Origin of the sequence: Pseudomonas sp. CC120222-01a (genome assembly GCF_003097235.1) — a bacterium.
In the GTDB taxonomy this organism is placed as follows: domain Bacteria; phylum Pseudomonadota; class Gammaproteobacteria; order Pseudomonadales; family Pseudomonadaceae; genus Aquipseudomonas.
Window position 1 is genome coordinate 1 of the sequence record NZ_QEQQ01000042.1, and the last position, 22265, is coordinate 22265.

Annotated in this window: 22 protein-coding genes, 2 tRNA genes and 1 rRNA gene; 21 read left to right on the top strand and 4 right to left on the bottom strand. The window is 62.3% G+C overall.

What is annotated here, in order from left to right; all coding sequences use genetic code 11:
* The first annotated feature begins 9 nt into the window (after nt 1-9).
* From rrf to N430_RS28425, 4 genes are all read left to right on the top strand, one after another.
* Nucleotides 10-125 (top strand): 5S ribosomal RNA (gene rrf / locus N430_RS28410).
* Nucleotides 126-262: 137 nt separating this feature from the next.
* Entirely contained in the window at nt 263-922 is a 660-nt protein-coding gene (locus N430_RS28415) for a paraquat-inducible protein A (RefSeq protein ID WP_110639940.1), read from the top strand.
* Nucleotides 909-1532: a paraquat-inducible protein A gene (locus N430_RS28420; RefSeq protein WP_110639939.1), complete on the top strand. Its 624-nt coding sequence runs from the start codon at nt 909-911 to the stop codon at nt 1530-1532. The genes N430_RS28415 and N430_RS28420 overlap by 14 nt, the downstream gene beginning before the upstream one ends.
* Nucleotides 1525-3825: a PqiB family protein gene (locus N430_RS28425; protein ID WP_110639938.1), complete on the top strand. Its 2301-nt coding sequence runs from the start codon at nt 1525-1527 to the stop codon at nt 3823-3825. Before N430_RS28420 ends, N430_RS28425 begins: the two co-directional genes overlap by 8 nt.
* 103 nt (nt 3826-3928) lie before the next feature.
* Here the strand turns inward: N430_RS28425 and rpsT are convergent, their stop codons facing one another.
* Complete coding sequence (gene rpsT, locus N430_RS28430) at nt 3929-4207, bottom strand: 30S ribosomal protein S20 (RefSeq protein ID WP_003247625.1); 279 nt, start codon at nt 4205-4207, stop codon at nt 3929-3931.
* A 250-nt stretch (nt 4208-4457) separates the two neighbouring features.
* Here rpsT and murJ point away from each other — a divergent pair, with 250 nt between their 5' ends.
* The 6 genes from murJ to ispH all read left to right on the top strand — a co-directional run bounded on the left by murJ (nt 4458) and on the right by ispH (nt 11793).
* Nucleotides 4458-5996: a murein biosynthesis integral membrane protein MurJ gene (gene murJ / locus N430_RS28435; protein WP_110639937.1), complete on the top strand. Its 1539-nt coding sequence runs from the start codon at nt 4458-4460 to the stop codon at nt 5994-5996.
* Between the two features lie 118 nt (nt 5997-6114).
* Complete coding sequence (gene ribF, locus N430_RS28440; protein WP_110639936.1) at nt 6115-7065, top strand: bifunctional riboflavin kinase/FAD synthetase; 951 nt, start codon at nt 6115-6117, stop codon at nt 7063-7065.
* The gene (ileS, locus tag N430_RS28445) at nt 7062-9893 is read left to right on the top strand and encodes an isoleucine--tRNA ligase (RefSeq protein WP_110639935.1); all 2832 of its coding nucleotides are present in this window, start codon (nt 7062-7064) and stop codon (nt 9891-9893) included. Before ribF ends, ileS begins: the two co-directional genes overlap by 4 nt.
* Nucleotides 9886-10401 (top strand): signal peptidase II, encoded by a 516-nt coding sequence (gene lspA / locus N430_RS28450; RefSeq protein WP_054886101.1) that lies wholly within the window; start codon nt 9886-9888, stop codon nt 10399-10401. The genes ileS and lspA overlap by 8 nt, the downstream gene beginning before the upstream one ends.
* Nucleotides 10394-10831 carry an FKBP-type peptidyl-prolyl cis-trans isomerase gene (gene fkpB, locus N430_RS28455; protein ID WP_012270371.1) on the top strand — a complete coding sequence of 146 codons (438 nt, stop codon included), beginning with the start codon at nt 10394-10396 and terminating at the stop codon, nt 10829-10831. Before lspA ends, fkpB begins: the two co-directional genes overlap by 8 nt.
* Nucleotides 10832-10845: 14 nt before the next feature.
* Nucleotides 10846-11793 (top strand): 4-hydroxy-3-methylbut-2-enyl diphosphate reductase, encoded by a 948-nt coding sequence (gene ispH, locus N430_RS28460; protein ID WP_110639934.1) that lies wholly within the window; start codon nt 10846-10848, stop codon nt 11791-11793.
* 1 nt (nt 11794) lies between these two features.
* On the opposite strand, the gene N430_RS28465 is transcribed toward ispH, so the two are convergent.
* A complete protein-coding gene (locus N430_RS28465) occupies nt 11795-12274 on the bottom strand; it encodes a GspH/FimT family protein (RefSeq protein WP_110639933.1) in 480 nt (159 codons plus the stop codon).
* Between the two features lie 109 nt (nt 12275-12383).
* On the opposite strand from N430_RS28465, the gene N430_RS28470 reads away from it, so the two are divergent.
* From N430_RS28470 to N430_RS28495, 6 genes are all read left to right on the top strand, one after another.
* A complete protein-coding gene (locus N430_RS28470) occupies nt 12384-12566 on the top strand; it encodes a pilus assembly protein PilV (protein WP_110639932.1) in 183 nt (60 codons plus the stop codon).
* A complete protein-coding gene (locus N430_RS28475; protein ID WP_110639931.1) occupies nt 12563-13204 on the top strand; it encodes a PilW family protein in 642 nt (213 codons plus the stop codon). The genes N430_RS28470 and N430_RS28475 overlap by 4 nt, the downstream gene beginning before the upstream one ends.
* Complete coding sequence (locus N430_RS28480) at nt 13201-13674, top strand: hypothetical protein (protein WP_110639930.1); 474 nt, start codon at nt 13201-13203, stop codon at nt 13672-13674. The genes N430_RS28475 and N430_RS28480 overlap by 4 nt, the downstream gene beginning before the upstream one ends.
* Nucleotide 13675: 1 nt before the next feature.
* Nucleotides 13676-14065 (top strand): type IV pilin protein, encoded by a 390-nt coding sequence (locus tag N430_RS28485; protein ID WP_110639929.1) that lies wholly within the window; start codon nt 13676-13678, stop codon nt 14063-14065.
* A gap of 53 nt (nt 14066-14118) precedes the next feature.
* On the top strand, nt 14119-15216 hold the full coding sequence (gene thiO, locus N430_RS28490) for a glycine oxidase ThiO (protein WP_110639928.1): 1098 nt from the start codon (nt 14119-14121) through the stop codon (nt 15214-15216).
* Nucleotides 15217-15492: 276 nt separating this feature from the next.
* Nucleotides 15493-15708, top strand: coding sequence for a type II toxin-antitoxin system Phd/YefM family antitoxin (locus N430_RS28495; protein ID WP_110639927.1), 216 nt, complete (start codon nt 15493-15495; stop codon nt 15706-15708).
* Between the two features lie 33 nt (nt 15709-15741).
* Here the strand turns inward: N430_RS28495 and N430_RS28500 are convergent, their stop codons facing one another.
* Together N430_RS28500 and N430_RS28505 are read right to left on the bottom strand one after the other, a co-directional pair.
* On the bottom strand, nt 15742-15972 hold the full coding sequence (locus tag N430_RS28500; RefSeq protein ID WP_110639926.1) for a PP0621 family protein: 231 nt from the start codon (nt 15970-15972) through the stop codon (nt 15742-15744).
* Nucleotides 15973-16065: 93 nt separating this feature from the next.
* Nucleotides 16066-17085, bottom strand: coding sequence for an outer membrane protein assembly factor BamD (locus N430_RS28505; RefSeq protein ID WP_060512985.1), 1020 nt, complete (start codon nt 17083-17085; stop codon nt 16066-16068).
* Nucleotides 17086-17232: 147 nt separating this feature from the next.
* Here N430_RS28505 and rluD point away from each other — a divergent pair, with 147 nt between their 5' ends.
* From rluD to N430_RS28535, 5 genes are all read left to right on the top strand, one after another.
* Nucleotides 17233-18195, top strand: a complete 963-nt coding sequence (gene rluD / locus N430_RS28510; RefSeq protein ID WP_110639941.1) for a 23S rRNA pseudouridine(1911/1915/1917) synthase RluD — start codon at nt 17233-17235, stop codon at nt 18193-18195.
* Nucleotides 18192-18932, top strand: coding sequence for a peptidoglycan editing factor PgeF (gene pgeF, locus N430_RS28515; RefSeq protein ID WP_110639925.1), 741 nt, complete (start codon nt 18192-18194; stop codon nt 18930-18932). The genes rluD and pgeF overlap by 4 nt, the downstream gene beginning before the upstream one ends.
* A gap of 140 nt (nt 18933-19072) precedes the next feature.
* Entirely contained in the window at nt 19073-21637 is a 2565-nt protein-coding gene (gene clpB / locus N430_RS28520) for an ATP-dependent chaperone ClpB (protein ID WP_110639924.1), read from the top strand.
* A gap of 466 nt (nt 21638-22103) precedes the next feature.
* Nucleotides 22104-22179: transfer RNA gene (locus N430_RS28530), tRNA-Asn, on the top strand.
* A gap of 4 nt (nt 22180-22183) precedes the next feature.
* Nucleotides 22184-22260: transfer RNA gene (locus N430_RS28535), tRNA-Pro, on the top strand.
* Nucleotides 22261-22265: the final 5 nt, after the last annotated feature.

A 22265-nucleotide genomic window follows, 5' to 3' on the forward strand; every position in this document is an offset into this window, starting at 1 on the left:
ACAGAATTTCTTGACGACCATAGAGCATTGGAACCACCTGATCCCATCCCGAACTCAGCAGTGAAACGATGCATCGCCGATGGTAGTGTGGGGTTTCCCCATGTGAGAGTAGGTCATCGTCAAGATTCATTTCGCAAAACCCCTATCTGCACATGCAGGTAGGGGTTTTGTCTTTCTGCGTCTCTGCCAGGCATTAGCCATCTCCCACATTTCGAGCTGGGAACACTAGAATAGAGCCGACGTACCTATTCAGAATATCGAGATGCCCGATCCCGTCGAAACCCAAGCCCTAGAGCAGTTGCCGCTGGACGAGCTGGTCGCCTGCCACGAGTGCGACCTGCTGATGCGCAAGCCGGTGCTGCAGCATGACGAAAAAGCCCAATGTCCACGCTGTGGCTACGAGCTGTACGCCCACCGGCACAATGTGGTCAACCGCAGCCTGGCCCTTGTGCTGACGGCCTTGCTGCTGTTCATACCGGCCAATTTCCTGCCCATCATGCAGTTGCACCTGCTCGGCCAGACTTCAGACGATACCGTCTGGAGTGGTGTGCTAGGCCTGTACAACTCAGAGATGCGCGGCGTTGCAGTGGTGGTGTTCCTCTGCAGCATGGCCGTTCCGCTGCTCAAGCTGCTGTGCCAGTTGGTCGTTTTGCTGAGCATCCGCTTGAATGTGGGGCGTGATTACGGGCTGGTGTTCTACCGCTTTTATCACCACCTGCGTGACTGGGGCATGCTCGAGGTCTATTTCATGGGCGTGCTGGTGGCGATCGTCAAACTCGTGGACCTGGCCGAACTGACCATTGGCCTGGGCCTGTTCTGTTTCATCAGCCTGTTACTGGTCCAGGTCTGGCTCGAAGTGGTGATGTCGCCACACCAGATCTGGAGTGCGTTGTCGGGGGAGGATCTCCATGCGGGCGATTGATGCAGGCATCCTGGTCTGCAATGAATGTCATGAGCTGAACCGTCAGGATGCCGAAAGCGACTCGCAGACCTGTACGCGCTGCGGCGCCATCGTGCACGCGCGCCGGCCCAACAGCATCATCCGTACCTGGGCATTGCTGATCACCGCCTCGATCCTGTACATCCCGGCCAACCTGTTGCCGATCATGACTATCAGCACCTTGGGGCAGGGGAGCGGCGACACCATCATGTCCGGCGTCATCACCTTGCTCAAACACGGCATGGTGCCAATCGCCGCCGTGGTGTTCATTGCCAGCATCCTGGTGCCCACCTTCAAGCTGGTGGGCATCGGTCTATTGCTGTATTCGGTCCAGCGCCGCCAGCCCTTGTCGGCAAGGCAACGGATACTGATGTACCGCTTCATCGAGTTCATAGGGCGCTGGTCCATGCTGGACATCTTCGTCATTGCCATTCTGGTGGCGGTGGTGAATTTCGGTCGCATCGCCAGTGTCGAAGCCAACCTGGGCGCTGTCGCCTTCGCAACTGTGGTGATCCTCACGATGCTTGCTGCTTTAACTTTCGATCCCCGACTGATCTGGGATAACACGGAGTCGGATGACGACCATGAGTGACATGCCAACGGCTAAAACCCGCCCTGCCTCGAACTGGTCGGCCATCTGGATCCTGCCACTGATTGCGCTGATGATCGGTGGCTGGCTGGCCTGGCAGGCCTACCGCGATGCTGGTGTGGAGATCGAGGTGCGCTTCGAGACCGGTGAAGGCATCGTCGCCAACAAGACCGAGGTGATCTACAAGGGCATGTCGGTCGGCAAAGTCACGAAGCTGGTGCTCGACGCCCAGGGCGATAACCAGGGGGTGATCGCCACCATCGAGATGAACAAGGCCGCCGAGCCGCACCTGACCAAAGGCACGCGATTCTGGCTGGTCAAGCCTAGTGTCAGCCTGGCCGGTATCTCGGGCCTGGAAACACTGGTATCCGGCAACTACATCGCCGTCAGCCCGGGTGAGGGCGAGCGGACCAAGCGCTTTACGGCGCTGAAGGTCGCGCCTCCGCTGTCCGACACCGAGCCTGGCCTGCACCTGACCCTCAAGGCCGAACGCCTGGGTTCGCTCAATCGGGACAGCCCGGTGTTCTACAAGCAGATCCAGGTTGGCCGGGTGAAAAGCTATCGCCTGTCCGATGACCAGAGCACGGTTGAAGTCAAAGTGTTCATCGAGCCTGCGTACGCCAGCCTGGTGCGCAAGCACACGCGTTTCTGGAACGCCAGCGGCATCAGCATCGACGCTGACCTGTCGGGTGTGAAGGTGCGCAGCGAGTCGCTGTCGAGCATTGTGGCGGGTGGTATCGCTTTCGCCACGCCGGAGTATCGCAAGGACAGCCCGCCGACTGATCCGAGCCTGCCGTTCCGCTTGTATGAGGACTTCGATGCGGCCCAGGCGGGTATCCGTGTCAAAGTGAAATTGAGCGACTATGAAGGCCTGCAGGCGGGCCGTACGCCAGTCATGTACAAGGGTATTCAGGTCGGCTCGTTGAAAGCCCTGAAAATGGAAGACAACCTGGCCAGCGCCACGGCCGAGCTGACGCTGGACCCGCTTGCCGAAGACTATCTGGTCGATGGCACGCAGTTCTGGGTAGTCAAACCGTCGATTTCCCTTGCCGGTATCACCGGCCTGGAAGCGTTGGTCAAAGGTAACTACATTGCGATTCGCCCAGGCGAGAAGGGCGCCAAGCCACAGCGCGAGTTCGAGGCCCGGCCCAAGGCCCCGCCGCTAGACCTGAAGGCGCCAGGTCTGCACATGGTGCTGTTCGCCGATACCCTCGGTTCTTTGGAAATTGGCAGCCCGGTGATGTATCGCCAGGTAAAGGTCGGTAGCGTGCAGAGCTACCAGTTTGCCCGTAACAGCAAGCGGATCCTGATCGGTGTGCACATCGAGAAGGAATACGAAAACCTGGTCAACGGCTCCTCGCGCTTCTGGAACGTCAGCGGTATTACCCTGACTGGTGGCCTTTCGGGTATCAAGATCAAGAGTGAGTCACTACAGACCCTGATGGCCGGCGGTATCGCCTTCGATACGCCAACGCCGAATGTTGCGCTCAAGCGCCGTATCCCGCGCTTCCGCCTGCTGGAGAGCCAGGAGGCGGTGAACCGCACCGGTACCCTGGTCACCATTCGGGTAGACCGTGCCGACGGCCTCAAGCCGGGTACGGCAATCCGCTTCCGTGGCCTGGATGTGGGTAGCGTCGAGAGTGTGGACCTGACAAAAGACCTTCAGGCGGTACTGCTGCGAGCACGTATCACCGAAGCGGCTGATCGCATTGCCCGTGCGGGCACGCAGTTCTGGGTGGTCAAGCCGGCGCTTGGGCTGGTGCGTACAGAGAACCTCGATACCCTGATTGGCGGACAGTACATCGAAGTGCAGCCGGCGGCGAAGGACAAAGGGCCGCAGCGTGATTTCATCGCGCTGGGCGAAGCACCTGAGATCGTCGGAGAGGAAGTGGGCCTGCCGTTGACCCTGAGTGCGCCGCGGCGTGGTTCGATCAAGCCGGGGGTGCCTGTTACCTATCGCGAGGTGGCGGTGGGCAAGGTGACCGGTTTCGAGCTGGGTCAGACTGCGGATCGTGTGCTGATCCACATTCTGATCGAGCCGCGTTATGCCGCCCTGGTGCGCGGAGGCAGCCGGTTCTGGAACAGCAGTGGCTTCGGCTTTGACTGGGGGCTGTTCAAGGGGGCCACGGTGCGTACCGAGTCGCTGCAGACGCTCATCGATGGCGGTATTGCTTTCGCCACGCCCGAAGGCGAGCAGATGGGCAACCCGGCACGGCCGCAGCAGACCTTCGCCTTGTTCGACAAACCCGAGGATGCCTGGCTGCAGTGGGCCCCGAAGATCCAGATCGCCAAGTGATAGTGAGCAGGGCCGTCAAGCGCGGCCCTGCTTTTGTGGGAATTGCACAAATTGCAGGCATAAAAAAACCGACCCTAGGGCCGGTTTTTTCGACAAGCGTCGCTTAGGCAGCTGCAGCTTCTTTCAGCGCCTTGATGTGGCCATTCAGACGGCCTTTGTGGCGAGCAGCTTTGTTCTTGTGGATGATACCCTTGTCGGCCATACGGTCGATTACAGGTACAGCCAGAACGTAAGCGGCTTGCGCTTTTTCGGCGTCTTTTGCGTCGATGGCTTTAACTACATTCTTGATGTAGGTGCGGACCATGGAACGCAGGCTGGCGTTGTGGCTGCGACGCTTCTCAGCCTGTTTTGCACGTTTCTTGGCGGAAGGTGTGTTGGCCACCGTCGAGCTCCTCGAAAGACTTTAGGTAAATAGCAAACAAAATAGGCCGCGAATCATGCCGATGAGTCGACTGGATGTCAAGGCCACCTGCAGGGTTCCGCCGAGTGGTGCAGCAACAGGCGGGAAATATTCCTTTCTGCCGTGCTACCTGTACACTCGGGAATTTTTGGCTCCCCTGCGAAGGCGCGGGAGTATCGCACATTCGGACGCTGTCTGGCAGCGCCCTCTGTCTTTGGCGTGAATCTTTTCGATGAATCTGCTCAAATCCCTCGCTGCAGTCAGCTCCATCACCATGATTTCACGGGTGCTGGGCTTCGTGCGCGACACCATCCTGGCCCGTGTCTTCGGTGCCGGTATCGCCACCGACGCCTTCTTCATCGCCTTCAAGCTGCCCAACCTGCTGCGGCGGATCTTTGCCGAAGGGGCATTCTCCCAGGCGTTCGTGCCGATTCTGGCCGAATACAAGACCCAGCAGGGCGAGGAGGCGACGCGCACCTTCATCGCCTACGTCAGCGGCCTGCTGACCCTGGTGCTGGCCCTGGTCACGGCGCTCGGCATCCTCGCTGCACCGTGGGTGGTCTGGGCCACCGCCCCGGGCTTTGTCGACAGCGCAGAGAAATACGCGCTGACAACGGACCTGCTGCGGGTGACGTTCCCTTATATATTGCTGATCTCGCTGTCGTCCCTGGCTGGTGCGATCCTCAACACCTGGAACCGCTTTTCCGTCCCGGCGTTCACCCCGACCCTGCTCAACGTAGCGATGATCATCTTCGCCGTGTTGCTGACGCCGTACTTCAACCCGCCGATCATGGCCCTGGCCTGGGGCGTGTTGGCCGGTGGCCTGGCGCAGCTGCTGTACCAGCTGCCAGCGCTGAAGAAGATCGGCATGCTCGTGCTGCCACGCCTGAACCTGCGCGACGCGGGCGTATGGCGGGTGCTCAAGCAGATGCTGCCGGCGATCCTCGGGGTGTCGGTGAGCCAGATCTCGCTGATCATCAACACCATCTTCGCCTCCTTCCTGGTGGCCGGCTCGGTGTCATGGATGTACTACGCCGACCGCCTCATGGAGCTGCCTTCGGGCGTGCTGGGCGTGGCCCTGGGCACCATCCTGCTGCCGACCCTGGCCAAGACCTACGCCAACAAGGACCGCGAGGAATATTCGCGAATCATGGACTGGGGCCTGCGCCTGTGCTTCCTGCTGGTGCTGCCGTGCACCCTGGCCCTGGCGATCCTCGCCGAGCCGTTGACCGTGGCGCTGTTCCAGTACGGCAAGTTCGGCGCCCACGACGCCGCGATGACCCAGCGTGCGCTGATCGCCTATTCGGTCGGCCTGCTGGCGATCATTCTGGTCAAGGTACTGGCACCGGGCTTCTATGCGCAGCAGAATATCCGTACGCCGGTGAAGATCGCGATTTTCACCCTGGTCTGCACCCAGCTGTTCAACCTGGCGTTGATCGGCCCGCTGCAGCATGCCGGCCTGGCCCTGGCGATCAGCCTGGGGGCCTGCCTGAATGCGGGCCTGCTGTTCTGGAAGCTGCGCAGCCAGCGGTTGTTCCAGCCGCAACCGGGCTGGACGATGTATCTGCTCAAGCTTGTGCTGGCGGTCTCCCTCATGGCAGCGGTGCTGCTGGTGGGCATGCACTACCTGCCAGCCTGGGAACAGGGCAACATGCTCGAACGGTTCCTGCGCCTCGGCGTGTTGATCGCGGCGGGGGTGGTGACCTATTTCGGTTGCCTGTACCTGTGTGGTTTCCGCCCCCGGCATTTCGCCCGCAAGGCCCTGCATTGAGGTAGAGGGCGGGTCAGGCGTCGGTTTTTCGCATTCCACGCCACCCCTTGGCGCTGCTGCCTGTCACCAGCGCCCGGGTGTGGTTATAATCGGCCACTTTATGAGCAAGAAGCGCGTTATGCAGCTGGTTCGAGGTCTTCACAACCTGCGCCCCGAGCACCGGGGCTGTGTCGCCACCATTGGCAACTTCGACGGGGTTCACCGCGGCCACCAGGCAATCCTGGCGCGCCTGCGCGAGCGCGGCCAGGAGCTGGGCCTGCCGACCTGCGTGGTGATCTTCGAGCCGCAGCCGCGCGAGTACTTCGCCGCGGACACCGCACCCGCCCGCCTGGCGCGCCTGCGCGACAAGGTCGAATTGCTGGCCGCCGAAGGCATCGACCGGGTGCTGTGCCTGGCGTTCAACCAGCGCCTGAGCAAGCTCAGCGCCGATGCGTTCGTCAAGGCGATCCTGGTCGACGGCCTGGGCGTGCGCCACCTCGAAGTAGGCGACGACTTCCGCTTCGGTTGCGACCGTGCCGGCGACTTCGCCTTCCTGGTCGCTGCCGGCGAGCAGTACGGGTTTACCGTCGAAGCCGCCAACACGGTGATCCAGGACGGCCTGCGGGTCAGCAGCACCGAGGTGCGCAAGGCGCTGTCCGAGGGCAACTTCGAGCTGGCCGAGCACCTGCTGGGCCGCCCATACCGCATTACCGGCCGTGTGCTGCATGGCCAGAAGCTGGCGCGCCAGTTGGGCACGCCAACCGCCAACATCCAGCTCAAGCGCCGCCGCGTGCCGCTGTCCGGGGTCTACCTGGCCAGCATCGAGATCGACGGCAAGGCCTGGCCGGGTGTCGGCAACATCGGCGTGCGCCCGACGGTGGCCGGCGACGGCCGCCCGCACCTCGAGATACATCTACTGGATTATGCCGGCGATCTGTATGGCCGGCGCCTGACGGTGGAATTCCACCACAAGCTGCGTGAAGAGCAGCGATTCGCCTCCCTGGAGGCGCTGAAGTCGGCGATCGATGCGGATATCGCCGCCGCACGTGCACATTGGCACGCTCAACCGCTAACGAAGAGCCTGAAATGACCGACTACAAAGCCACGCTAAACCTTCCGGACACCGCCTTCCCCATGAAGGCCGGCCTGCCTCAGCGCGAACCGCAGATCCTGCAGCGCTGGGACAGCATTGGCCTGTACCAGAAGCTGCGCGAAATTGGCAAGGATCGTCCGAAGTTCGTCCTGCACGACGGCCCGCCCTATGCCAACGGCAAGATTCACATCGGTCATGCGCTGAACAAGATCCTCAAGGACATGATCGTCCGTTCCAAGACCCTGTCCGGCTTCGACGCGCCGTATGTACCGGGCTGGGACTGCCACGGCCTGCCGATCGAGCACAAGGTCGAGGTCACCCACGGCAAGCACCTGACCGCCGACCGCACCCGCGAGCTGTGCCGCGAGTACGCCGCCGAGCAGATCGAAGGGCAGAAGACCGAGTTCATCCGCCTGGGCGTGCTGGGTGACTGGGACAACCCGTACAAGACCATGAACTTCGCCAACGAGGCCGGTGAAATCCGTGCCCTGGCCGAGATGGTCAAGCAAGGCTTCGTGTTCAAGGGCCTCAAGCCTGTGAACTGGTGCTTCGATTGCGGTTCGGCCCTGGCCGAAGCCGAAGTCGAATACGCCGACAAGAAATCCCAGACCATCGACGTAGCCTTCCCGGTCGCCGACGAGGCCAAGCTGGCTGCCGCCTTCGGCCTGGCCTCGCTGGCCAAGCCGGCCGCCATCGTGATCTGGACCACCACCCCGTGGACCATCCCGGCCAACCAGGCGCTGAACATCCACCCAGAGTTCAAGTACGCCCTGGTCGACACCGGCGAGCGCCTGCTGGTGCTGGCCGAAGAGCTGGTCGAGTCGTGCCTCAAGCGCTACAACCTGGAAGGTTCGGTGATCGCCACCGCCCCGGGCTCGGCCCTGGAGCTGGTCAACTTCCGCCACCCGTTCTACGACCGCCTGTCGCCGATCTACCTGGCCGACTACGTCGAGCTGGGCGCCGGTACTGGCGTGGTGCACTCGGCACCTGCCTACGGTGAAGACGACTTCGTCACCTGCAAGCGCTACGGCATGGTCAACGACGACATCCTCACCCCGGTGCAGAGCAACGGCGTGTACGTCGAGTCGCTGCCATTCTTCGGCGGTCAGTTCATCTGGAAGGCCAACCCGGCCATCGTCGACAAGCTGAGCGAAGTCGGCGCGCTGATGCACACCGAAACCATCAGCCACAGCTACATGCACTGCTGGCGCCACAAGACCCCGCTGATCTACCGCGCCACCGCGCAGTGGTTCGTCGGCATGGACAAGCAGCCGAGCACCGGCGAGCCGCTGCGCGAGCGTGCCCTGAAAGCCATCGAAGACACCAAGTTCGTCCCGGCCTGGGGCCAGGCGCGCCTGCACTCGATGATCGCCAACCGCCCGGACTGGTGCATCTCGCGTCAGCGCAACTGGGGCGTACCGATTCCGTTCTTCCTGCACAAGCAGACCGGCGAGCTGCACCCGCGCACCGTCGAGCTGATGGAAGCGGTAGCCAAGCGCGTCGAGCAAGAGGGCATCGAAGCCTGGTTCAAGCTGGACGCCGCCGAACTGCTGGGTGACGAAGCCGGCCAGTACGACAAGATCGCCGATACCCTGGACGTCTGGTTCGACTCCGGTACCACTCACTGGCACGTGCTGCGTGGCTCGCACGACATCGGCCACGCCACCGGCCCGCGCGCCGACCTGTACCTGGAAGGCTCCGACCAGCACCGCGGCTGGTTCCACTCCTCCTTGCTGACCGGTTGCGCCATCGACGGCCACGCACCGTACCGCGAACTGCTGACCCACGGCTTCACCGTGGACGAAAGCGGCCGCAAGATGTCCAAGTCGCTGGGCAACACCATCGAGCCGGAGAAGGTCAACAACACCCTGGGTGCCGACATCCTGCGCCTGTGGGTTTCCGCGACCGACTACTCGGGCGAGATGGCTGTTTCCGAGCAGATCCTGCAGCGCAGCGCCGATGCCTACCGCCGTATCCGCAATACCGCGCGCTTCCTGCTCTCCAACCTGTCCGGCTTCGACCCGGCCCGCGACCTGCTGGCGCCGGAAGACATGCTGGCCCTGGACCGCTGGGCAGTGGACCGTACCCTGCTGCTGCAGCGCGAGCTGGAAGAGCACTACGGCGAATACCGCTTCTGGAACGTCTACTCGAAGATCCACAACTTCTGCGTGCAGGAGCTGGGTGGCTTCTACCTCGACATCATCAAGGACCGCCAGTACACCACTGGCGCCAACAGTGTCGCCCGCCGTTCCTGCCAGACTGCGCTGTACCACATCAGCGAAGCGCTGGTGCGCTGGATCGCACCGATCCTGGCGTTCACCGCCGACGAAATCTGGCAGTACCTGCCGGGCGAGCGCAATGAGTCGGTGATGCTCAACGGCTGGTACCAGGGCCTGACCGAGCTGCCGGAAGGCACCGAGCTGGACCGCGCCTACTGGGACCGCGTGATGGCCGTGAAGGCTGCGGTCAACAAGGAGCTGGAGAACCAGCGTACCGCCAAGGTCATCGGCGGCAACCTGCAGGCCGAAGTCACCCTGTTCGCCGAGGAAGGCTTGAGCGCCGACCTGAGCAAGCTGGGCGACGAGCTGCGCTTCGTGCTGATCACCTCGGCCGCCAGCGTGGTGCCATTCGCCCAGGCGCCGGCCGAAGCCGTGGTCACCGAAGTCGAAGGTCTCAAGCTGCAGGTGGTCAAGTCTGGCCACGTCAAGTGCGGCCGTTGCTGGCACTTCCGCGCCGACGTTGGCAGCCACCCGGAGCACCCGGAAATCTGCGGCCGTTGCGTCGACAACCTGACCGGCTCCGGTGAGGTGCGCCACTATGCCTAACCCTGCAGCGGGGCGCTTCGGGCGCCTTGCATGGCTGTGGCTGAGCTTGCTGGTCCTGGTCCTCGACCAGGCCACCAAGCTGTACTTCAACAATGCCCTGACCATGTACCAGCAGATCGTCGTCATCCCCGACTACTTCAGCTGGACCCTGGCCTACAACACCGGTGCAGCGTTCAGCTTCCTCGCCGATGGCGCTGGCTGGCAGCGCTGGCTGTTCGCCCTGATCGCCGTGGTGGTCAGTGCGGTGCTGGTGGTCTGGCTCAAGCGCCTGGGGCGCGGCGAGACCTGGCTGGCGGTGGCGCTGGCATTGGTACTGGGTGGTGCGATCGGCAACCTGTACGACCGCATCGTGCTCGGCCATGTGGTCGACTTCATCCTGGTGCACTGGCAGAACCGTCATTACTTCCCGGCCTTCAACCTGGCCGACAGCGCCATCACCGTTGGTGCGGTGATGCTGGCGCTGGATATGTTCAAGAGCAAGAAGTCCGAGGATCCGGTCCATGACTGACACCCGTATCGGCCAGAACACCGAAGTCACCCTGCACTTCGCGCTGCACCTGGAAAACGGCGACACCGTCGACAGCACCTTCGACAAGGCCCCGGCCACCTTCAAGGTCGGCGACGGCAACCTGCTGCCAGGCTTCGAGAGCGCGCTGTTCGGCTTCAAGGCCGGCGACAAGCGCACTGTGGTGGTGGCCCCGGAGAACGCCTTCGGCCAGCCCAACCCGCAGAACGTGCAAGTCATGCCGCGGTCCAACTTCGAAGGTATGGAGCTGTCCGAAGGGCTGCTCATCATCTTCAACGACGCCGCCAATACCGAGCTGCCGGGTGTGGTCAAAGCGTTCGATGACGACCAGGTGACCATCGACTTCAACCACCCACTGGCTGGCAAGACCCTGACCTTCGAGGTGGAGATCCTCGAGGTGAAGGCCCTGTAAGCCTGGAGCCGATCATGCAAATCAAACTCGCCAACCCGCGCGGCTTCTGCGCGGGGGTCGACCGGGCGATCGAGATCGTCAACCGCGCGCTGGAAGTCTTCGGCCCGCCGATCTATGTGCGTCACGAAGTGGTGCACAACAAGTTCGTGGTGGAAGACTTGCGCAACCGTGGCGCCATCTTCGTCGAAGAACTGGACCAGGTGCCGGACGATGTCATCGTCATCTTCAGTGCCCACGGTGTTTCCCAGGCCGTGCGCCAGGAAGCTGCCGGTCGTGGCCTGAAGGTGTTCGACGCGACCTGCCCGCTGGTCACCAAGGTGCACATCGAAGTTGCCAAGTACAGTCGCGATGGCCGTGAGTGCATTCTCATCGGTCATGAGGGGCACCCGGAAGTCGAAGGCACCATGGGGCAATACGACGCCAGCAATGGCGGTGCCATCTACCTTGTCGAAGACGAGGAGGATGTTGCCAAGCTGCAGGTGAACGACCCGGACCATCTGGCCTTCGTCACCCAGACCACGCTGTCGATGGACGACACCAGCCGTGTCATCGATGCCCTGCGCGCACGCTTCCCGAACATTGGCGGCCCGCGCAAGGACGACATCTGCTACGCCACGCAAAACCGCCAGGACGCCGTCAAGCAGCTGGCCAGTGAGAGTGATGTATTGCTGGTGGTTGGCAGCCCCAACAGCTCCAACTCCAACCGCCTGCGCGAGCTGGCCGAGCGCATGGGCACCCCGGCCTATCTGATCGATGGCGCTGAGGACATGCAGCGCGGATGGTTTGAGAAGGCGGAGCGGGTGGGTATCACTGCCGGTGCTTCGGCCCCCGAAGTGTTGGTGCAGGGTGTGATCGAACAGCTCAAGGCCTGGGGCGCTACCGGCGCCGAAGAGCTGGATGGGCGGCCGGAGAACATCACGTTCTCCATGCCTAAAGAGTTGCGGGTTCGCTCGCTGATCTGAGTCAGCGGCCTGCGCACAGGGAGTCTGCTTCCTTGACTGTGCGCAGGTCGACCCTGCCAGCGCTTGATATCACCACCTGATACTTGTTGCTCGCAGAAGAGTTCTCGCAAACTTCCAGCGTCGCGCCGAACTGGCCCACTGGCATTCCCACAGCACCGAATTTCACTTGTCCCTTGGTGTTTTCGACGATCCTCATCGAACGCGTTAGCCGGTGTTCGCGCAGCACTTGCTGATTGTGCTCCAGCTGCACAAGCCAGCCCTTTCCCCAATCATTTTCCAGAGGTCGCACCAGCACAGGCTGGCTTTGCAGCATGGCGTGGCTGCGCGCGCTGCGCAGTGCCTGGGCCAGATCTCGGGCTGCCGCAGCTCTGTGTAGGTCATCGCTCAACCTGGCGTAGGCCGGCATGCCGAGTTGTGTCAGCGCGGCGGCCATGGCCAGTGCAAACATCATTTGAATCAGTGTTACGCCACGTTGCTTCACCGTGCATTCCTCCCTGGAAGTGCTTGGCTATAGCTTCACGGTCGTTGGACAGGAGGTCCAGTCGACCAAGTTCAACGCAATTGCGGGAAATGTCGCAGGAGGTGCAGGGATGCACAAGAAACAGTGGGGCATGACGCTGGTCGAAGTACTGTTGGCTGTGCTGGTGGTGGTCGTGGGTATCTTCGCCGCAGCGGGTTTGCAGTTGAAAGCCTTGCAGGCCACAGACAGTGCTCGTCGCGATGGGCAGGTGGCACTGGAGCAGCACAGCAAACATGAGCGGCGCCGGCGATGAAGCGGGGGCAGGGCGGTTTCGGCTTGCTCGAAGTGACACTGGCGTTGGCGATCGGGCTGATAGTGTTGGCCGCTGCAAGCCAGCTCTTTGTGTCAGTCCATCAAACCTGGCGACTTCAAGATGCGGGGCTGCGCCTTCAGGACGATGCGCGCTTGGCGCTTTTGCGCCTGGCGCAGGACATCCGCATGGCGGGCATGTTCGGTTGCCTACGACTGGCGTCGGAGGACTTCAAAGACCCGATTGCTCGGCAGGCATTCGCCCAGCCGATCCAGCTAAACCCTTCCAGGCTGGACTTGATTGTCGCGGAGTTGCCTGGGTACCCAGGAGCGCCGGATTGGACCGTGCTGACCGACTGTAAGGAAAAGGCGAAGGTGGGCGATGGACATGCTACGAGTTCGGATTACCCCTTTGCCTATCCCATTAGCCAGCACAGCTATCGGTTCTCCGATAATACGTTGAGCTTCAAGCGCAACAACAAGAGCAAATTCCAGCCATTGGTCGACCATGTGCGCGAATGGCGAGTGGAACGCTTGGGGGATCGGGTGGACCTGGCGTTGGTGTTGTATGAGCCAACGCTTCGCCTCGAACAACGTCACGAGCTGAGCGTAGCGCTTCGCAACCCGGTATCCGAGCCATGAGCCATCAGCGCGGGATCGTGTTGTTGCTGGCGCTGGTATTCAGCCTGCTGCTGGGCCTGCTCGCGGCTTCAGCCCTGCGCGATGCACTGGTCGAAACGCGCATGACTGGCGCCATGAGTGATGGCCTGCTGGCATTCGAACAAGCGGAGATCGTGCTGCAGTCCGGTGCCGAAGAACTGCAGCGTTCCCCGCCCGACAAGTGCAGCGACTGCCAGCCACCTCCACGTCCGCACGACCTGCAAGGCCAATGGCAGAAAATCAAGGAAGGTTACTTTCACCTGCAGAACCTGGGTGTTACCGACCGAGCGGCACACATGCCCAAGGGCGAACAGTTCACCCTGTACCGAATAACAGCCGTCAGCCAGCAACTGGCAGCTCGCCAGGTCCTCGAAGCCGTCTACGCCATACCAACCGCTCAACCACAAGCCCCCCAGCGCATCCTCTGGCGACAAAGACTGAGGCAGGACTGACATGCAGCAAGGTATGACCCTGATCGAGTTGTTGATTGTCGTGGCCGTGACCGGCATTCTGGCAGCCATTGCCTACCCCAGTTACAGCGACCAGCTCAGGCGAGCCGCACGCAGCGAAGTGGTTGGCCTGCTGCATGACGCTGCCCTGCGCCTGGAGCGCCATCGCGTGCGCACCGGCCAGTACGCCGAGGGCGACCCACAGCTGCCCGCCGGCAACCGTCATTACCGCCTGCAGGCCCAACGCGACAGCGACACCTTCACGCTGACCGCCCGCCGGCTGCCCGATGGCCTGATGGCCGATGATCGCTGTGGCGACTTCCAGCTCGACCAGGCCGGTGTGCAGCGCAATCCGGGCGCCATGGAAAGCAGCGAGCGCTGCTGGGGAAGCTGAAGGTTGAATGATGCCCAGGCATCGCGGATTTACTTCAGGTGTTGGATCGACAGATGAGCAAGCAAGTAGTGGTGGTCGGCGGCGGGGTGATCGGCCTGCTGACCGCGTTCAACCTGGCGGCGAAGGTCGGCCAGGTGGTGGTGTGTGATCAGGGCGAAGTTGGCCGCGAGTCTTCCTGGGCTGGTGGCGGCATCGTTTCGCCGCTGTACCCCTGGCGCTACAGCCCGGCGGTGACCGCACTGGCGCATTGGTCGCAGGATTTCTATCCACAGCTGGGCGAGCGCCTGTTCGCCAGCACTGGCCTCGATCCGGAGGTGCACACCACTGGCCTGTACTGGCTCGATCTGGATGACGAAGCCGAGGCGCTGGCCTGGGCCGAGCGCGAACGGCGGCCACTCAGCGCTGTGGATATCTCCGCCGCCTACGATGCAGTGCCGGTGCTTGGCCCAGGTTTCAAGCACGCGATCTTCATGGCCGGTGTGGCCAACGTGCGTAACCCTCGCCTGGTGAAGTCGCTCAAGGCAGCCTTGCTGGCGCTGCCCAACGTGACCTTGCGTGAGCACTGCCAGGTCAGCGGCTTCGTGCATGAACACGGGCGCGTAACTGGCGTACAGACGGCGGACGGTGTGCTCACGGCAGATGAAGTGGTACTCAGCGCTGGCGCCTGGAGCGGTGACCTGCTGCGCACCCTGGGGCTCGAGCTGCCGGTCGAGCCGGTGAAGGGCCAGATGATCCTGTTCAAGTGCGCCGAGGACTTCCTGCCGAGCATGGTGCTGGCCAAGGGGCGCTATGCGATCCCGCGTCGTGACGGGCACATCCTGGTGGGCAGTACGCTGGAGCATGCCGGTTACGACAAGACCCCGACCGAGGACGCGCTGGCCAGCCTCAAGGCTTCGGCCATCGAACTGCTGCCAGAGCTGAAGGATGCCACGGTGGTGGGGCACTGGGCCGGACTGCGGCCCGGTTCGCCGGAAGGCATTCCCTACATCGGGCCAGTGCCGGGGCATGACGGTCTGTGGCTGAACTGCGGGCATTACCGCAACGGGTTGGTGCTGGCACCGGCTTCGTGTCAGCTGTTCACCGACCTGCTGACGGGGGCCGAGCCGATTATCGATCCGGCGCCTTATGCGCCAGTGGGCCGTCTAGGCTGAGATACCTTAAGTGGCGGTTCGTAAGCGAGACGAACCGCCGTTTTAGAAGTTTCCTACACGGGCTGTAGCAAACAGTCACCTCCCCCTCAGCAAGCCACCAATCTATCCTTCGTGCTCCCTCAATTTCCGATCATGGTGTGTAGAGGTTCGTATCTAGGCTTGGAAGGTTGCTCGCAAATCCGCTCCACCTAGCTCTGCGTCTGATTGCACTTTCTTTAGTGCTGTCTGGGCAACGAAGAACCTGTCGCCACTTGCGTCCCCGAAGGACTCGTATAAATGCATTTACTAACTTTCAGTGAAGCTTGCGCCGACCTGAAACAAACAATGGATGATGTCTGCCGCGACCATGCACCTGCAGTCATTACGCGCCAGCGCGGAGAACCGGTGGTCATTATCTCGCTTGAAGACTACAACAGCATTCAGCAGAGCATGAGTCTCAGCGAAGGCGGGCACATGACAATCCTGCAGTGCCGGTACCACTACGACGATTGATCTGCACCACCTTCGCGGGGCTGTGGCGAGGGCTTAGCCTTGTCGCCCAGGCCCCTGCTGCAAGTGCGTCTGGCTGCAATACCAGTCATTCCCCTGCTGCAGCGCCCGGTCGTTGGGCAGGTGCACGCCGCAGTGGGCGCAGCGCACCATCTTCAGTGGCGCGTCGAGCTTCGGCTCGGAGTGCGACTGCTGGCTGACTTTGAACTTGCGCCACAGCCAGAACGCGGCGGCGATCAGGGCGATCCAGAAAAGTAGGCGAACCATGGTGTCCAGCTTGTTGGTTGTAGAAGCCGACAGTCTAGGACGCGGGCATAAAAAAAGGGAGGCCTCGGGCCTCCCTTTCTCATTGCGCTTGGATCAGTCGAACAGACCAAAGGTCATGTAGCTGAACCACGAGCGGTCTTTCTCGGCTTCTTTCGGGCCGGCCGGCACGATCGGGTCGCCGTTCTCGTCCTTCGGCAGCAGCTCTTGCGGCATCTCGTCGCGCGCGTCCTGGAACTGCTTGACCACGTCCTGGTTGGCGCGGGTCTCGCCCGGCGGCAGCGGGGTTTCGGTCTCGATCAGGCCCAGGGTGGCCTTGGACAGCCAGCCGCGGCCGTCAGACTCGGTCTGCTTGGGCTGGAACTGGCCATCGACCAGGCTCGGGTGGTCGGGGTAGTTGAGCTTGAGGGTTTCCAGGCTGGTGGCCGCCAGCTCGTCCAGGTGCATCTTCTGGTACGACTCGACCATGACTGCCAGGCCGTCGCCGACCGATGGGGTTTCCTGGAAGTTCTCGACCACGTAACGGCCACGGTTGGCAGCGGCCACGTAAGCCTGGCGGCTCAGGTAGTAGTCGGCCACGTGGATTTCGTAGGAAGCCAGCAGGTTGCGCAGGTAGATCATGCGCTGCTTGGCGTCCGGCGAGTAGCGGCTGTTGGGGAAGCGGCTGGTCAGCTGGGCGAACTCGTTGTACGAGTCACGGGCGGCACCTGGGTCACGCTTGGTCATGTCCAGCGGCAGGAAACGCGCCAGCAGGCCACGGTCCTGGTCGAACGAGGTCAGGCCCTTGAGGTAGTAGGCGTAGTCGACGTTCGGGTGCTGCGGGTGCAGGCGGATGAAGCGCTCGGCAGCCGATTTGGCGGCCTCAGGCTCGGAGTTCTTGTAGTTGGCGTAGATCAGCTCGAGCTGCGCCTGGTCGGCATAGCGGCCGAACGGGTAACGCGACTCCAGGGCCTTGAGCTTGTTCACGGCACTGGTGTAGCTGGAGTTGTCCAGGTCAGCCTGAGCCTGTTGATACAGCTCGGCCTCACTGAGGTTCTCGTCAATGACTTCCTTATTGGAGGAACAGGCCGCGGTGAGCCCGAGGATGGCGATCAGCAGCAGGTGTTTCACTTGCATGGCGGCTTGCGTCCCTTTGACGGCCGCTGTCTTGGGCGGTGCCGTCCTGTTATGATGAGCGCCCCGGCCAACCCCGGGACAAAAGAAGCCGTATTTAACCACAAGCTCGCAGCCGAAACCAAAGGCTGTGCGCCCGCCGAATCGAGCATGTCCGAGATCATTCAACTTAGCGCAGAGGTCCCGTCCGAACTGGGCGGCCAACGCCTCGACCAGGTCGCCGCCCAATTGTTCGCCGAGTATTCGCGTTCGCGGCTTACTTCGTGGATCAAAGAGGGCCGCCTGACGGTCGATGGCGCGGTCGTGCGCCCTCGGGACCCGGTCCATGGTGGATCGCAACTTGTCCTGGAGGCCGAGCAAGAGGCCCAGGGCGAGTGGATCGCAGAAGATATCGAACTGGATATCGTCTACGAAGACGACCACATCATGGTGATCAACAAGCCTGCCGGGCTGGTTGTGCACCCTGCCGCCGGGCATGCCAGCGGTACGCTGCTCAATGCGCTGCTGCACCACGTGCCAGACATCATCAATGTGCCGCGCGCCGGTATCGTTCACCGCCTGGACAAGGACACCACCGGTCTGATGGTGGTGGCCAAGACCTTGCAGGCGCAGACCAAGCTGGTTGAGCAGTTGCAGAGCCGCACTGTCAGCCGCATCTACGAGTGCATCGTGGTTGGCGTGGTGATCGCCGGCGGCAAGATCGACGCCCCGATCGGCCGTCATGGCGGGCTGCGCCAGCGCATGGCGGTGACTGACGGCGGCAAGCCTGCGGTCAGCCACTACCGGGTGCTCAAGCGCTTCCGTTCGCACACCCATGTGCGGGTCAAGCTGGAAACCGGCCGTACCCACCAGATCCGCGTGCACATGGCACATGTTGGTTATCCGCTGGTCGGCGACCAGACCTACGGTGTGCGTTTCCGCATTCCGCCGGCAGCCAGCCCAACCATGGTCGAGGCGGTCAAGACCTTCCCGCGTCAGGCGCTGCATGCGCGGTTCCTGGCGTTGGTCCACCCGATCACCGGTGAGAAGATGAAGTGGGAGTCGCCACTGCCGGACGACTTCGTCTGGTTGCTGTCGCTGCTCAACCAGGACCGCGAGAGCTTTATCGGATGAACGGCCTGACGCAGACGTTGCTGATCCCCGACTGGCCAGCCCCGGCCTCGGTTCGCGCCTGCGTCACTACCCGCGAGGGTGGCATCAGCCTGCCGCCCTACGAATCCTTCAATCTCGGCGACCACGTGGGCGATGACCCGGTCGCGGTTACCGAGAACCGCCGTCGCCTGAGTGACACCTTCGCCATCCAGCCAGCCTGGCTCAAGCAGGTGCATGGCCTGGTGGTGGCGGATGCCGACCCGGCCGTGGTAGCCGAGGCCGATGCCAGCTGGACTGACCAGCCAGGTATCGCCTGCACCGTGATGACTGCCGATTGCCTGCCGGCGCTGTTCTGTGACTGTGCTGGTACTCGTGTGGCCGCAGCGCATGCCGGCTGGCGCGGGCTGGCGGGTGGTGTGCTCGAGGCCACCCTTGATCGCCTGGCGCTGGCGCCTGAAGAGGTGCTGGTGTGGCTCGGGCCGGCCATTGGCCCCAAGGCCTTCGAAGTGGGGCTGGAAGTGCGCGATGCCTTCACCGCCGTGCATCCTGAAGCGGCCAGGGCCTTCGTCGACGGCGAGCGGCCGGGCAAGTTGATGGCCGACATCTACGAGCTGGCGCGCATTCGCCTGGCGGCGCGCGGGGTGACGGCTGTTTATGGTGGTGGTTACTGCACGGTCAGTGATGCCCGATTCTTCTCCTATCGCCGCACCCCTCAAGGTGGGCGTTTCGCCTCGCTGGTCTGGCTGGCCCCGCGCTGATCCAGCAAGCTGATCCCGGTCAACCCCGCTACGCTTGAATCTTCCAGAATCAGCCTTATCTATAAGGTCATCTCAGGCAGGTTTCTTCATGAACAGGCGCTGTCCATCGCTCCGACCTGCCCTTTAAAGGAAGGTACACCATGCGAATAGACCGTTTGACCAGCAAGCTTCAGCTTGCAATATCCGATGCCCAATCCCTGGCCGTTGGCATGGACCACCCAGCCATCGAGCCCGTGCACCTGTTGCAGGCACTGCTCGAGCAGCAGGGCGGTTCGATCAAGCCGCTGCTGATGCAGGTTGGCTTCGACATCAACAGCCTGCGCCAGGCATTGGTGAAAGAACTCGACCAATTACCGAAAATCCAGAACCCTACCGGTGACGTGAACATGTCGCAGGACCTGGCGCGCCTGCTCAACCAGGCCGACCGCCTGGCCCAGCAGAAGGGCGACCAGTTCATTTCCAGCGAACTGGTAGTGCTCGCCGCCATGGACGAGAACAGCAAGCTCGGCAAGCTGCTGCTCAGCCAAGGTGTGAGCAAGAAGGCCCTGGAAAACGCCATCAACAACCTGCGCGGCGGTGCGGCGGTGAATGACGCCAACGCAGAAGAGTCGCGCCAGGCCCTGGACAAGTACACCGTCGACCTGACCAAGCGCGCCGAAGAAGGCAAGCTCGACCCGGTGATCGGCCGTGACGACGAAATCCGCCGCACCGTACAGGTGCTGCAGCGTCGTACCAAGAACAACCCGGTGCTGATCGGTGAGCCTGGCGTGGGTAAAACCGCCATCGCCGAAGGCCTGGCCCAGCGCATCATCAACGGTGAAGTGCCTGATGGCCTGAAAGGCAAGCGCCTGCTGGCGCTGGACATGGGTGCGCTGATCGCCGGTGCCAAGTACCGCGGCGAGTTCGAAGAGCGCCTCAAAGGCCTGCTCAACGAGCTTTCCAAACAGGAAGGCCAGATCATCCTGTTCATCGACGAGCTGCACACCATGGTCGGCGCCGGCAAAGGCGAGGGCGCCATGGACGCCGGCAACATGCTCAAGCCGGCCCTGGCCCGTGGCGAGCTGCACTGCGTTGGCGCCACCACGCTCAACGAATACCGCCAGTTCATCGAGAAGGACGCGGCGCTGGAGCGGCGTTTTCAGAAAGTCCTGGTGGAAGAGCCGAGCGAGGAAGACACCATCGCCATCCTGCGCGGCCTGAAAGAGCGCTATGAAGTGCACCACAAGGTGGCCATCACCGACGGTGCGATCATTGCTGCGGCCAAGCTCAGCCACCGCTACATCACCGACCGCCAGCTGCCGGACAAGGCCATCGACCTGATCGACGAAGCGGCCAGCCGCATCCGCATGGAAATCGACTCCAAGCCGGAAGTGCTCGACCGCCTCGACCGTCGCCTGATCCAGCTGAAGGTGGAATCCCAGGCGCTGAAGAAGGAAGAGGACGAGGCGGCCAAGAAGCGCCTTGAGAAGCTCACCGAGGAAATTGAGCGGCTGGAACGCGAGTATTCCGACCTGGAAGAAATCTGGGCGTCGGAGAAAGCCGAAGTGCAGGGCTCGGCGCAGATCCAGCAAAAGATCGAGCAGGCTCGTCAGGAGCTGGAAAGCGCCCGTCGCAAAGGTGACCTGAGCCGCATGGCCGAGCTGCAGTACGGTGTGATCCCGGACCTGGAGCGCAGCCTGCAGATGGTCGACCAGCACGGCAAGACCGAGAACCAGTTGCTGCGCAACAAGGTCACCGAGGAAGAGATCGCCGAAGTGGTGTCCAAGTGGACCGGCATCCCGGTGGCGAAGATGCTCGAAGGCGAGCGCGAGAAGCTGCTGAAGATGGAAGACCTGCTGCACCAGCGGGTGATCGGCCAGGGCGAAGCGGTGACTGCGGTTGCCAACGCCGTGCGCCGTTCGCGTGCCGGGCTGTCCGACCCGAACCGGCCAAGTGGTTCGTTCCTGTTCCTCGGCCCGACCGGCGTGGGCAAGACCGAGCTGTGCAAGGCGCTGGCCGAGTTCCTGTTCGACACCGAAGAGGCCATGGTGCGCATCGACATGTCCGAGTTCATGGAGAAACACTCCGTGGCTCGCCTGATCGGCGCCCCGCCAGGCTATGTCGGTTACGAAGAGGGCGGCTACCTGACCGAGGCCGTGCGCCGCAAGCCGTACTCGGTGGTGCTGCTGGATGAAGTGGAGAAGGCTCACCCGGATGTGTTCAACGTGCTGCTGCAGGTGCTGGAAGACGGCCGCCTGACCGACAGCCATGGCCGCACCGTGGACTTCCGCAACACGGTGATCGTGATGACCTCCAACCTGGGCTCGGCGCAGATCCAGGAGCTGGTGGGGGATCGCGAGGCGCAGCGTGCGGCGGTGATGGACGCAGTGGGTTCGCACTTCCGTCCGGAGTTCATCAACCGGATCGACGAAGTGGTGGTGTTCGAGCCACTGGGCCGCGAGCAGATCGCCGGTATCACCGAGATCCAGCTTGGCCGCCTGCGCAGCCGCCTGCTCGAACGCGAACTGTCGCTGAGCCTGAGCCCAGAGGCCTTGGACAAGCTGATCGCCGTGGGTTACGACCCGGTGTATGGCGCACGGCCGCTGAAGCGGGCGATCCAGCGCTGGATCGAAAACCCGCTGGCGCAGCTGATCCTGGCTGGCAAGTTCATCCCAGGGACGGCGATTACCGCCAAGGTGGAAGGCGACGAAATCGTCTTTGCCTGATTGTTGCTGCAAATGAGCCCCGCTTCGGCGGGGCTTTTTTTTGCGCGTTTGCCTGTGCCGGCCCCTTCGCGGGTAAACCCGCTCCCACAGGTACTGCACAGGTCTCAGGGCTTGTGGTGACCTTGTGGGAGCGGGTTTACCCGCGAAGAGGCCCGCACAGACCCAGCAAATCCGGGGCTTTCCGGGGATTTGAGATAACTTGCTGAAATTTTTGAAATTTCTGCTTGCATCAAAATTCGAGTGCCCCTAATATACGCCGCGTTGTCAGGCACTAAGCGAATCACCAGCAACATCGGTGACCGCAAAACAACTTACAAATCAGTAAGTTGAATGAAAAAAAGTGGTTGACAAGCAAAACGAAGAATGTAGAATAGCCGGCCTCAGCAGCGACAACGCGAAAGCGGATAGCCAAAGAGTCCGAAGCTAACACAGGCTTCGAAGCTGTAAAGATGTACCGAAGTTCAGTTCCGCGATAGCTCAGTCGGTAGAGCAAATGACTGTTAATCATTGGGTCCCTGGTTCGAGTCCAGGTCGCGGAGCCAATCTCGGGGTGTAGCGCAGTCCGGTAGCGCGCCTGCTTTGGGAGCAGGATGTCAGGAGTTCGAATCCCCTCACCCCGACCATTTTC